The organism is Lutibacter citreus (genome assembly GCF_003260195.1).
GTDB lineage: Bacteria > Bacteroidota > Bacteroidia > Flavobacteriales > Flavobacteriaceae > Lutibacter > Lutibacter citreus.
This window is the reverse complement of the sequence record NZ_QEIH01000010.1, coordinates 168,791-181,802: the sequence shown is the minus strand read 5'-3', so window position 1 is coordinate 181,802 and position 13,012 is coordinate 168,791. Positions and strand designations below refer to the sequence as shown.

Genomic DNA, 13,012 nt, shown 5'->3' with positions numbered 1-13,012 from the left:
ACGAAGAATATCAACGAAATAACAAACGAGTAGAGAGTAAAAAAGGTCGTTATATGAAATCTAAACGGCAAAGTACCGTTGAGCCAGTATTTGGCACCCTTACTCAATTTATGGGACTTCGTAAAATTAACACCATTGGCATACAACAAGCAAACAAGGTAATGCATTTATCAGCGATGGCTTATAACCTGAAGAAATATCTGAAATTCATTACAAAAACCATAAAAAATGATGCAAAAACAATGCATTATTTTGTTTTATATATAAAAGCGCTATTTACACTTCAAACAAGAGGCTTAGCAACCATTAAAAATTGAAATTTAACTACTATTGTAAAAAACAAAAGCCCCTTAAAAAGAAGCTTTTGAGTTGTGTTTTTATGTTTTTTAATGCCTTGTGCAACGATTACCAGTGTTAGGGGCAGTTTTTTATATTCTGGCTTCATCAAAACTAAATGAGTTTTCAGACTTTGATAATTTAATCAATTCGACATTACTATAATTCATTTTTGTTAATCTCTTACTTAACGAACTCAAATTAATATTACAATTACATCCAATTATAATTCTAGAAATACTGCTAGGTTTTATTGAGATTATTCCATTTTCATTTAAACTCGGAGCAAAATCTTTATTTGTTCTCAAACGAATTTCTTTTTCGTATTTCCAATTTTTCGATTTTGTGTTGATAAGGTAATTTAATGCTTTTTGATAATCATTGCAGTAATCAACTTTCTTAAATTTCTTTTTGTATTTTACTTTTGAAGGAATAAAATCAAAAGTTTCGCTCAATCCTTTATAATTAAATCCTATGCAGACTCCTTTATGATTATTCCCATAGTGTGACCACATTAAAATTTCTTTGTACGTTTTGCTAAAACAAGAAATCCATAATTGTTTTTTACTATTCTCAAAAACTTTTTTAACATCATTATTTTCAAATGTGTAAGTATTCTTTTTTAAATGGCTAATCAATTCAGAACTTGAGAGTTTTCTCTCATTTTCATCTAATTGTAAAATTCCTTTTTCTAAATGTTCTTTTATAAATTCTTCTGTTACATCGAATTTTAATAATTTTTCATAACAATCAAATGGATCGTTAAAATCAAAAGGTTGAGAAAACTTCAATGTTTTGTTCATAACGACTCTCAAAGCATCTTTTACAGAAAGATATTTATAAATTATTCCATTTTTCATAAAGTTCTGTGAATCATTTTATTGCCCCTAACTCGTTATATACATAACTTATATGTTTTTATCCATTTAATATATAAGGGATAAAACCACTTTTAGTTATTTTATAAATTAATGTATTCTTGCAATTTTTTTTGTGAGACTAATTTAATAAAAAAGCAACAAACTTTATAGAGTTTCAAAATAAATTTAGAGTTATAATATTCACATTGTAACCTTAAAATCCCAGACCAAGTCTGAGATTTATTCTGGGTATTAAAATTTTAAAAAAGTATAAAAAAACTCTAAAATAAAAATGATACTGATTTAAAAACAAAAATTTTTAAATCAGTATTTATAGTATGTTAACCACACTAACTCCATTGCTTTTTTTAGTAATTTGTATTTGCGTAAGAATACGTTCTTTTAGGTTTTCTACGTGAGATATTATACCTATTAGCTTTCCCTGAGACTGCAATGTTTCTAATGTAGAAATTACAGTTTCTAATGTATTGTTATCTAAAGTTCCAAACCCTTCATCAATAAATAAAGAATCAATTTTTACATTTTTACTGGCTAAATCTGATAATCCTAAAGCCAATGCTAAACTAATAATAAATTTTTCACCACCACTTGAGGTATCTACCAACCTTGCTCTATCTGTTTGATAATGATCTATTAAATTAAAATTAAGCTCTTCTTTTGGTTTATAAGCCTCTTCCATTTTTAAAGAATAACGCTTATTTAAACTATATAAATGAATATTGGCTAGTTCTAATAAATGTTTTAACGTTAAACGTTGCACATAAACATTAAAGGCATCTTTAGAATTACCAATAATTTTAAATAGATCTTTCCAAACGTTGCAAATTTCAGCCTGATCCTCTATTTTTTTATAAACTTCAGTATTTCTATCTCTAATTTCTTTGTCTTTTCTAAATGCTTCTGAAATTTTACCTTTTTCAGTTAAAGTAGCTTTGTTTTTAAAATTCAATTCTTCTAAAGCCTTTTTGGTATCAACTTGGGTAATTTCAAAGTTTTTAGCTTTTTTCAGTTCTTCTAGGACTTTTAAATTTGCCTCTTTTAAGGCCTTTAATTTAAGTTGAGCCTCTTTTATTTGCTCTTTATTTTTAGTGAATTTTAATAGATCTTCTTTATTTAACAAAGCAGATTCTACCTCTGGTTTAGATTGAAATTCACTGTTTTTTAATTGAATATTAAATGAATTATTTAAAGTGTTTAACTCTTGTATTAACTCTTTTTGTTCTTTTTCATTTTTAGTTTGTAATGCTACTTTTTCTGTTTTTAAATCAAACAATTTTTGCAATTCCTTTTTACTTAACTCCACCTTATTTGTTAAGTTATTTTTTACCGCTTGCATACTTGTCCGTTTGTTTTCTACCGAAACAGTAATTGGTAAAATAGCACTTCGCTCAGTTTTTAATTGCTCGTATATTTTTTCGTAATTACTTATTTTTTTAATATAATCGTTTTGTGTTTTTACATCTGTTTCTAACTGCTTTTTATGATGTTCTATTTTAGTATGTATAATTGTAATATTACTCTTTAAAGCATCTAAATTTTTCTGTTTTGTATTAAAACTGGTAATTAACTGTTTTATATTTTGAATAAAAAAATTGGTATTTGAAATTAATGGTAATTCGTATTTAAATTTAGATAGTTTTGTTTTTAAATCCACTTCTAAATCATTACATGCTTTTGTTAAATTATCAATTATTTTTTGTTTCTCTTCTATTGCAGATTTAGAATTCTTAATAGTTTCATTTAACGTTGCAAGTTCTGTTTTAAGTGTATTTTCAGATTTTTGAACTACATCAAAACTAACCAATAATTTATCTTTATCGGTTTGTAATTGCTGTGTAACTTTTAAGCGTTCACTTAATAACTGTATCTGTTTAGTTACTAAACTATATTGCTGTTCAATTTTAGGTAAATTGGTTAATTCACAATCTATATTTAACAGTTTTGCAGTAGTTTCAATAGTTTTTAACTCGTCTATAATGGATTTTATTTGAATGGTTAAATTTTCAATTTTAGTAGTAAATTCAACTTCCTTTTTATCCAATTCACTTTTTAAATTAATAAGAGTTTGTAATTTTTCTTTGCGTAAATTTAGTTCGTTTTCAGATTTTGAAACACCCATTTTAGTTAAAGATTCGGTAAATGGATGTTCTTTTGAACCACACAAACCACAAGGTTCTCCCCTTTTTAAGTTTTTACGATCGGCTTCGTATTTTGAAATGCTTTTTTCTAATTCTAATATTTTATTAGCATCTACAACAGACTTTTCCTGTTGTTCAATTTCTTTTTTTAATGCTTCAAGTTTCTTTTTAGAATCTTCTAAGGCAACTGCATTTTCTTTTTGTTGATGTATAAAACGAGTTTTGTTATTTTCAGCTTTTAATGTTTGTTCAGCCAAACTTTTAAACTGTTTCCAGTTTGCTTCTTCTTTTGTTAATTGCTCTTTTTGAGCTAATAAATCAGTTAATTTATTTTCATTTAAATTTGCCGTAAGTGTTGATATTTTTCCTTCAATTAATTTTATTTCCGCTGTTTTATTATCTAGAAGTTGCTTTTTTTCTTTTAAAATATGAGCAGTTTGTAAAACCTCATTATTTTTTTTAACAACAAATGCTAAATCTGCTTTTAGCGTTTCTTTATAGCCTTTTAAAGAAGTTAACTCACTTGCCCAATCTGATATTTCTAGATCTACTTCTTTTAAAAAACCGTTTTTAGAAATATAGGCTTCATCAATTTTAAGTTTTGCCTCAGTTTCAGTTAATTGATTCATTAATTTTTTACCTTCGGTTTTCAATGTTTCCATTTTTACCGATAATTCAGCTAAACTTTTCTCAACCTTCTGCTTATTCTCTACTTCATTTTTTAGTTGACCATCTAACTTTGTAATTTTATCAAATTTTGGCAACCATGCAGCAAATTCTTTCTCTGCAAGATTTAATGCTTCTATTTCGGTTTTAGTAAGTTCTGTAGTTTTTTTAATTGTAGGATTTAGTTCATTTAATTCAATTTCTAAAGTTTTTAATTGCTTTAATTTTTGAATATTATTTTGCTCTGTTCTATTTAAATTTTGAATAATATCTTTAAAAAGTGTGGCTTTTTCATTCAAATCTAATAATACTAATTCTGGCTTATGTTTTTCACTTTCAAGCGCTACTCGTTTCCACTCTTGGTCTAATATTTCTAATTTATTAGTTACCTCCTGAAAGTTAACATACCAATCAACTTTTAATTGAACCTCTTTTAAATCCTTTTCAGTTTTAATTAAATCTGCATCAAGTATCTTGTCTTTTTCAGTTAATTCAATCTTATTTTCTTCGGATAAAATATCATCAGAATTAATTTTAGCCTGAATATCTCTTAATTTAGTATCCTCATTTGATTTTCTATCTAAAATTCCCTGACCTATTTTTTTATAAATCTCCTCACCAGTAATCTGTTCTAATAATTTTCCTTTTTCCGGTCCTTTAGCAGATAAAAATGAAGCAAATTCACCTTGCGCCAACATAACTGATCGTAAAAATTGATTATAATCTAATTGCGTTACTTTAATAACTTCTTCAATTACATTTCTTTTTAATTCAGCTATAGTTGCACCCGTTATTAAATTCTTTAACCTTACTTCTTCCTGTGGATTTTTAAGCGCTTTTCCTGTTGAAGAAACTAAACGAATTCCCCAATAGGCTTCATAAATTACTTGCTCGTTTTCAAAAGTAACTCTACTAAACGCATCATTTGCACTATGGCTTACAACATCTATTAAAGTTCCTTTTGTTCCTTTAAAACGTGGTACATTATGGTACAGAGCAATAGTTATAGCATCTAAAATAGTTGTTTTTCCTGCACCTGTAGAACCTGTAATGGCATATAAACCAATATCTCTAAATTGTTCATTTTCAAAATCTATAACAATTGGTGCATCAGATTTTAATGAATTTATATTTTGTAATTCAATTTTTAATATTTTCATAGCTCCCTGCTTTTATTGATTTTTAACCGATTGTAAAATTTCATTGAAAGCATCCCAAACTTCTGGTCTATTTTTTAAATCAAAACCCATTTCTTCGCATTTTAATTTAAAAACTTCTGTAGGCAACAACTCTTTAATAGATTTTGTGTTTTCTAACAATTCTTCAATTCCTATAATTTTTCGCTGGTTTTTTAAAGAAGTTTTTAATATTTCAAACCTATAATTTTCAGCTGATTTTTTTAAATTATCTGTATTTACTGTATTATCTTCATTTAAAACAATTTCTACCCAAGGGGATAATTTATAGTAATTAGAACTAATTGCAGGAAATTTATCTATGCATTCTGAAAGTGTACCTACCAATCTATAAAATTCTCTAAAACGAGGTATTATATCCTCATTAATTTCAATAATTTCATTTTCTTCAATAGTTAAAACAATTACTTTTTTATCATAATTAATTTCACTAAAACTTAAAATATGTGGCGATCCAGAATACCTTATTCTATCATTTCCACCAATTATTTGAGGCCGGTGTAAATGGCCTAATGCTATATAATTAAAATATGCTGGGAAATCTTCTGCTCCAATATGCCCCAATGAGCCTACATAAATATTTTGTTCACTATCTGAAACTGAACCTCCAGTTGCAAATAAATGTCCCATTGCAATAACAGGTGCGTTGGTTGTATTTATTAGCTTGCATTGCTCTGCAGATGCTTTATAATGATTAATTAATGCCGTTTTATATTTATCGGTTAATTCTTCAAATGATTCTCCCGCAACAGCTCGTCTAATATCACCATCACGTAAATAAGGAACAGCGCCAATAATTACTTTTTCGCCATTAACATCAATTTCAAAAACCTCATCTTCTATATTTTGTGTAGATTTTCCAACAACTTTTATTGACAAAGCATTTAAAATATGTTTTGGTGCATTTAAAGTCCCTGCAGAATCGTGATTTCCACCTGTAATAATAATAGATTTACAATTTGTAGCTTTTAATTTTACTAAAAAGCTATAGTACATTTCTAAACTTTGGTTGGATGGCGAACCAGTATCAAATATATCTCCTGATATTAAAAGAATATCTATATTTTGGTCTATTATATAACTTTCAATCCAATTTAAAAACAATGTTTGTTCCTCAAATTGAGATTGTTCATGCAGTCTATGTCCTAAATGCCAATCGGCTGTGTGAAGTATTTTCATTTACTTTTTAACTTGTGTGGAATATGCTATTTCTAATTAAAAAAAGTGTTTTTATCAGCCTAAATTACACCGGTTAAAACATCTTTTTTAAGAATTAATACGCGTTATATTTTACATTTATTTTGAACTCCCAATTTAAGTAAAATAAGCACATAATTTATGTTGTTTCTTAATTTATAATTAGTTCTAGTAATTGGTATTTTATAATATCTAGTCGTAGTTTTAATTGAATTATAGCAACCCCTTAAATATGAATGATGTACTATAATTTTCTTTAAGAAATGACCACCATTTAACACCTATTTTTTATGCTAAGATTCATCTTTAATTACTTTTTCAACCCTCCGGTAAAACAACTTCTAGTTAGGAAAACTTCTTATTTAATAATGTCTTCTTTAACCTTAAGTAGAAAGTAATTTAAATTATAAAAACATTCACTCAAAGCAACGTTTTTTAATATAATTGCTAGTAAATTTGCAAAATATTTCACATTAATTTTACAAAATCAATTACTATTAGTTTTAATTTTACAAGCTATTTTAACTGAACAATCATTACGCACAGTTTTCAAATTAACTTAAAATGCCTCAAAAAAACATATCTAATTCGTTATTATATTTAATGTTTATAACTGCTGGTTTAGTAGTTGCCAATATTTATTATTGTCAGCCTTTACTGGCTTTAATAGCAAATTGGTTTCATGTAAATGAAATTGAAGTTAGTAATGTTCCTTTATTTACGCAAATTGGTTATGCAGCTGGGTTGTTATTTATGATTCCTTTGGGAGATAAATATGCTACAAAAAAAATTATAATTATAGATTTTTTTTTAATTATAGCTTCCTTACTTGCAGCGGCAACAGCCACTTCTTTAACAGTATTTACAATTAGTAGTTTTTTTATTGGTTTCTCTTCTTCTATTCCACAATTATTAGTTCCAATGGCCGCTCATTTATCAGATGAAAAAACAAGAGGAAGAGCAATAGGAATTGTAATGAGTGGTTTATTAATGGGGATTTTAGGAAGCCGATTTATTAGTGGTTTTTTAGGAGAGTTTATAGGTTGGCAATCTGTGTTTTTTCTAGCCTCTCTTGTTATGGTTCCATTATTTGTATTTCTAATAATTAAATTACCAGATATTAAACCTGATTACAAAGGAACTTACTTAAAGTTAATGCAATCTATTTATAGTATTTTTAAAAGTAATAGTACCGTTAGATTAGCGGCTTTAAGAGGTGCTTTAGCTTTTGCTGGTTTAAGTGCATTTTGGACTACTTTAACTTTTTTAATGGAAGAATCTTTTAATTATGGAAGCGCTACAACCGGTTCTTTTGGAATTTTAGGTATTGTTGGTGCTTTAACAGCCAATGTTGTTGGTAAAAAAAATAACGCAACTAATAAAAATAAACTAATTACCTTTTCATCAATAATACTTATTATTTCTTGGTGTGTATTTTTTGTCTCAGGTACCTCAATGATTGGTTTAATTATAGGTGTTTTATTAATTGATATGGGATTTCAATCCTTACATATTACAAATCAAAGTTGTATTTTTTCTAATAATTTAGAAGCAAAAAACCGTATTAATACCATTTATATGGTTAGCTTTTTTATTGGTGGTTCTTTAGGAACTTTTATTGGAGCAATAGCTTGGAGCTATTTTAAATGGTATGGTGTTTCTATTGTTGGTTTAAGCTTATCTTTAGCTATACTTATAGTTCATTTATTTTATTTAAAACGTTCAGCAATTGTAAAATAACAATAGTTAATTTACAAAAAAGCGATTTAAGTATAAACTTAAACCGCTTTTTTTTATAATTATTAACTACTTTTTAGTTTAAATCAAATCTATCTGCATTCATTACTTTTACCCAAGCTTTAATAAAATCGTTTACAAATTTTTCTTTATTATCATCTTGTGCATAAACTTCAGCATATGAACGTAGAACAGAATTTGAACCAAATACAAGATCCATACGTGTAGCAGTCCAAACAATTTTACCTGTTTTTCGATCACAAATATCATATAAATTAGCTCCTGTAGGTTTCCAAGTATAATTCATATCAGTTAAATTCACAAAAAAGTCATTAGTTAATTCACCAACATTATCGGTAAAAACCCCGTGTTTTGTATTGTGATAATTTGTTCCTAATACTCTCATACCACCAACAAGAACTGTCATTTCTGGTGCAGTTAAACCCATTAGTTGTGTTCTATCAAGCATTAATTCTTCAGGAGTTACAACGTAGTCTTTTTTAATCCAGTTACGATATCCATCGGCTAAAGGTTCTAAAGGTTCAAAAGATGCAGCATCCGTCATTTCATCAGTAGCGTCTCCACGACCTGGTGAAAAAGGAACAGTGATATCATAACCTGCAGCCTTTGCAGCTTTTTCTACCCCAACATTACCTGCTAAAACAATTGTATCTGCAATACTAATACCAAATTCAGAAGCAATTGGTTCTAATATTGATAAAACATATTTTAAACGGTTTGGTTCGTTTCCTACCCAATCTTTTTGAGGAGCTAAACGAATACGAGCTCCATTGGCGCCTCCACGCATATCAGAACCACGGAAAGTACGAGCGCTATCCCAAGCTGTTGCTACCATTTCTGAAATAGATAAATTTGTTGCCGCAATTTTTTCTTTTACAGCTATTACATTATAATTTGTAGTTCCTGCAGGAATAGGATCTTGCCAAATTAAATCTTCTTTTGGCACATCTGTTCCAAAATAATTTGCTTTTGGCCCCATATCTCTATGCGTTAATTTAAACCAAGCACGTGCAAAAGTATCTGAAAAATATGCTGGATCATTCATAAACTTTAAAGATATTTCTTTATAAATAGGATCTACCTTCATAGCCATATCTGCATCCGTCATCATTGGATTATGGCGAATACTAGGGTCTTCAACATCTACAGGTCTGTCTTCTTCTTTAATACTTACAGGTTCCCACTGCCAAGCACCAGCAGGACTTTTAACAGATTCCCACTCATGATTAAATAACATTTCAAAAAAACCATTATCCCATTTTGTTGGGTGTGTAGTCCAAGCTCCTTCAAGCCCACTTGTTACCGTATAGCGACCTTTCCCTGATTTATTAGGGTTATGCCAACCTAATCCTTGTTCTTCTACATTTGCACTTTCAGGATCTGGCCCTAAAATACTTGCATCACCATTACCGTGTGTTTTACCAACGGTATGTCCACCAGCAGTTAAAGCAACTGTTTCTTCATCATTCATTGCCATACGCGCAAAAGTTTCACGTACTTGAGCTGCTGTTTTTAATGGATCTGGATTTCCGTTAACTCCTTCTGGATTCACATAAATTAGCCCCATTTGTACCGCAGCTAAAGGATTTTCCATAGTTTTAGGATCTTCTAAATTACCATAACGCTCATCACTTGGTGCTAACCATTCTTTTTCAGCTCCCCAATAAGTATCTTTTTCTGGGTGCCAAATATCTTCTCGCCCAAAACCAAACCCAAAGGTTTTTAATCCCATATTTTCATAAGCAATAGTACCAGCCAAAACAATTAAATCTGCCCAACTAACTTTATTACCATATTTTTTCTTAATAGGCCATAAAAGTCTTCTTGCTTTATCTAAACTAACATTGTCTGGCCAAGAATTTAGCGGTGCAAAACGCTGATTACCTGAACCTCCTCCTCCTCTACCATCAGAAGTACGGTATGTTCCTGCTGAATGCCAAGAAAGACGAATAAATAAACCTCCATAATGTCCCCAATCTGCCGGCCACCATTCCTGACTATCTTTCAGTAAAGCATGCATATCTTTTTTTAATGCATCTATATCCAATTTTTTAAGTTCCTCATAATAATTAAAATCTTGTCCTAATGGATTTGTTTTAGTATCATGTTGATGCAAAATATCAAGATTTAGTGCGTTTGGCCACCAATCCATAACAGTTGATTTGGTTGATGTATTTCCTCCATGCATTACCGGGCATTTACCCGATGATTGAGAATGATCGGCTCCTATACCTCCATCTTGCTCCTGATGAATTGGACATTTGCCTTCTTTGTTTGATGAATTTGAATATTTATCGTTTTCCATTTGAGAAAGGTTTATATAATTAGTAATTTGTTTCCTATCAAATTTAACCTAATTATTACTTGGAATTATTAATTATTCAATTTTTATACTTTATTTAACGATAGATATATTTTATAGAAACATATTTATTTATAGTTTTAATGAATAGATTCAAGTACCTATATTTTTAATATCACTTAAAAAATAGGTTTTAAAAATTCAAATTAAAAAAGGGAATATTTTTAGAAAGGTTTAAATGTATTATGAATGTAAATGAACAAAAGCAATGTGGTGAAATTATTTAATTTTCTACTTGAGGTGTTACTTTTCCCAAAGTACGTTTTAATAAGGTTGTATAAATTGGTTTGTTTCCAAGTAGCGTGGTAAATACTGATGCCGTTACCGTGGTAATTATTAAAGGTAATATTAATTCATAGTTAGATGTCATTTCTATAGACAGTGCCAAGCCTGTTAGTGGAGCTTTAACTGTTGCTGAAAAAATACCAGCCATTCCTGCAATAGCAAAAATTTCTGGATGTGATATTAAATTGGGGAAAAATTGTTGCATAATAATACCAAACAATACACCTAAAATAACCCCAAGTGTAAGCATTGGTAAAAATATCCCTCCAGGCACACCAAAACTATAGCTAAAAAAAGATAGTAACATTCTTATACTAAATAAAAACACTAAAAATAATAATGGAAATGAATTGTCTAGTACTTTGGTAATAGTTATATACCCTCCTCCTATCATATCAGGAGATAAAAATCCAATTATGGTAATTATTGACCCCACAAAAACCCCTGTATAAAGTATTGGTAATTTATTAGAAAATTGAAAAAAATCTAAAGATAAAATAAGTACTTTATTGTAAATTAAGCCTATTATACTGCACAATAAACCTAGAATAATATATAACCACAAGCTATAAATATTTGGACTTGGAAATACCATCATTTGTATAATTGGTTTGGCTTCAACTAAAATTCTTACAATAAAATCCGCTGAACCAGCACCAATCATAATAGCTGCCACTGAATAAAAATTAAATTTAAAATGCCCATGCATTTCTTCAATTACAAAAATAATACCTGCAAAAGGAGCGTTAAATGCACTGGCAAGTCCGGCAGCTGCTCCAGCAGAAACCAATGGGTTATTTTCTATATCAGTCTGTCCCAAAGTATCCTTAACCATTTTACCAATATTGGCTCCTAATTGAATAGTTGGACCTTCTCTTCCTAACAACAATCCACTTCCTAAAGAAAATAATGAAGCAATAAATTTTATTGGAATAACTCTTTTCCAAAGCATAGGACGCAAACCATCTAATGCTCCTTCTATTTCGTGCACACCACTTCCTGATGCTTCTGGAGCAAATTTACGAACTAAAAATAACGCAACACTTACACCTATAATGGCAAATAATATTGGCCACAACCAACTTAATAAATCAGTTTTTTCTACGTTATTAAATAAGGTATTTCTAAAATCTTCAATATAACTAAGTGAAATTCTAAATAAGCCAGCTACAAGCCCTACAATTAGTCCAATTAACAGCGCATAAAATAATAGCCTTAAATTTTTAGTATTCTCATCTGTTAATTCTCTATATATTCTGTATGAGGCATTAAATTTCATATGAAATCAGTTGAGTTTATTATTTACAAAAAATATTCTATAAACAGATTTTCTTCACTTTGAAAGCAATCATTTATATTTTTTGCAACATCTAATATAAAACAAATTTTCATTCTAATAGCAGAGAAAAATCCCAAATTAAAAAGATTAACTTTTAATTAATTTTCTGCTGCTAAAAAAATTGTTTGAGTCTTTAAACCCTTCAAAATATATTTTACTACGTTTTTTATTTAAATTTAAAAAAGTGAGACTCTCCAATTCAACTTGCAATAAAAAACCAAACATTTTAATTTGTTGCCGCGTTTAACTTATACATAAAATGGATTTATTTGCTAAATAAATTCAACACTTTCACTATCTTTGTCATTATACTTAATTCATTATTAAATCAATGTCAGTACTATTAGAATTTGCCATGTTTCCTACCGATAAAGGTGAGAGCATAAGCCCGTATGTGAGTAAAATTATACAACTAATACGCGAAAGTGGAGTTACTTATCAACTTACCGCAATGGGGACCATAATAGAAACCGAAACGCTATCTGAAGCTTTAGCTATTGTTCAACAGTCTTACGATGTTCTGGAGCCGGATTGCGATCGCGTGTATTCATCTCTTAAATTTGATATTCGAAAAGGGAAAACTCAATGTTTGACTCAGAAAATAAAATCTGTAGAAAAAATAATTGGAGAAGTAAATAAATAGCACATTTAAAATATAGCTTATTTTTAATTTGAAAGGTTTACAATAAGGTCTAATAATTCTGTATTTTACATATATATTTAATTGTAAAAACCTTTTTTATAAAAGATTAGATTTAATTGAAATTCTTAAAACTTACTACAACTATGCTCTTTAACCAGATTCTGTTTTCTTTAGTGAAAGAGCAAGGTTTGTTTTAATATTATTTGTTGAT

The 13,012-nt window shown here is 28.8% G+C and carries 8 protein-coding genes; 3 read left to right on the top strand and 5 right to left on the bottom strand.

All coding sequences use genetic code 11. From position 1 onward, the window contains the following. A partial coding sequence (locus DAD81_RS18790) for a transposase (protein WP_245949360.1) occupies window positions 1-317 on the top strand: 317 nt, incomplete at its 5' end. A gap of 111 nt (window positions 318-428) precedes the next feature. Here DAD81_RS18790 and DAD81_RS18785 read toward each other — a convergent pair. The 3 genes from DAD81_RS18785 to sbcD form a co-directional block, all read right to left on the bottom strand. Further along, on the bottom strand, window positions 429-1,196 hold the full coding sequence (locus tag DAD81_RS18785) for a DUF2971 domain-containing protein (protein WP_111709854.1): 768 nt from the start codon (window positions 1,194-1,196) through the stop codon (window positions 429-431). A gap of 331 nt (window positions 1,197-1,527) precedes the next feature. Next, window positions 1,528-5,181, bottom strand: a complete 3,654-nt coding sequence (locus tag DAD81_RS18780; RefSeq protein WP_111709853.1) for an SbcC/MukB-like Walker B domain-containing protein — start codon at window positions 5,179-5,181, stop codon at window positions 1,528-1,530. Between the two features lie 12 nt (window positions 5,182-5,193). Beyond that, window positions 5,194-6,396: an exonuclease subunit SbcD gene (gene sbcD, locus DAD81_RS18775; protein WP_111709852.1), complete on the bottom strand. Its 1,203-nt coding sequence runs from the start codon at window positions 6,394-6,396 to the stop codon at window positions 5,194-5,196. Between the two features lie 582 nt (window positions 6,397-6,978). On the opposite strand from sbcD, the gene DAD81_RS18770 reads away from it, so the two are divergent. Beyond that, window positions 6,979-8,154 carry an MFS transporter gene (locus tag DAD81_RS18770; protein ID WP_111709851.1) on the top strand — a complete coding sequence of 392 codons (1,176 nt, stop codon included), beginning with the start codon at window positions 6,979-6,981 and terminating at the stop codon, window positions 8,152-8,154. Between the two features lie 73 nt (window positions 8,155-8,227). On the opposite strand, the gene katG is transcribed toward DAD81_RS18770, so the two are convergent. Further along, complete coding sequence (katG, locus tag DAD81_RS18765) at window positions 8,228-10,477, bottom strand: catalase/peroxidase HPI (protein ID WP_111709850.1); 2,250 nt, start codon at window positions 10,475-10,477, stop codon at window positions 8,228-8,230. A gap of 280 nt (window positions 10,478-10,757) precedes the next feature. Continuing rightward, window positions 10,758-12,098: a H(+)/Cl(-) exchange transporter ClcA gene (clcA, locus tag DAD81_RS18760; RefSeq protein ID WP_111709849.1), complete on the bottom strand. Its 1,341-nt coding sequence runs from the start codon at window positions 12,096-12,098 to the stop codon at window positions 10,758-10,760. Between the two features lie 391 nt (window positions 12,099-12,489). Here clcA and DAD81_RS18755 point away from each other — a divergent pair, with 391 nt between their 5' ends. Then, window positions 12,490-12,801, top strand: coding sequence for an MTH1187 family thiamine-binding protein (locus tag DAD81_RS18755; protein WP_111709848.1), 312 nt, complete (start codon window positions 12,490-12,492; stop codon window positions 12,799-12,801). Window positions 12,802-13,012 lie beyond the last annotated feature (211 nt).

Bases quoted from the DNA above. Each gene is read 5' to 3' on its own strand.
- DAD81_RS18785 (WP_111709854.1), bottom strand. From the start codon at position 1,196: ATGAAAAATGGAATAATTTATAAATATCTTTCTGTAAAAGATGCTTTG.
- DAD81_RS18780 (WP_111709853.1), bottom strand. From the start codon at position 5,181: ATGAAAATATTAAAAATTGAATTACAAAATATAAATTCATTAAAATCT.
- sbcD (WP_111709852.1), bottom strand. From the start codon at position 6,396: ATGAAAATACTTCACACAGCCGATTGGCATTTAGGACATAGACTGCAT.
- DAD81_RS18770 (WP_111709851.1), top strand. From the start codon at position 6,979: ATGCCTCAAAAAAACATATCTAATTCGTTATTATATTTAATGTTTATA.
- katG (WP_111709850.1), bottom strand. From the start codon at position 10,477: ATGGAAAACGATAAATATTCAAATTCATCAAACAAAGAAGGCAAATGT.
- clcA (WP_111709849.1), bottom strand. From the start codon at position 12,098: ATGAAATTTAATGCCTCATACAGAATATATAGAGAATTAACAGATGAG.
- DAD81_RS18755 (WP_111709848.1), top strand. From the start codon at position 12,490: ATGTCAGTACTATTAGAATTTGCCATGTTTCCTACCGATAAAGGTGAG.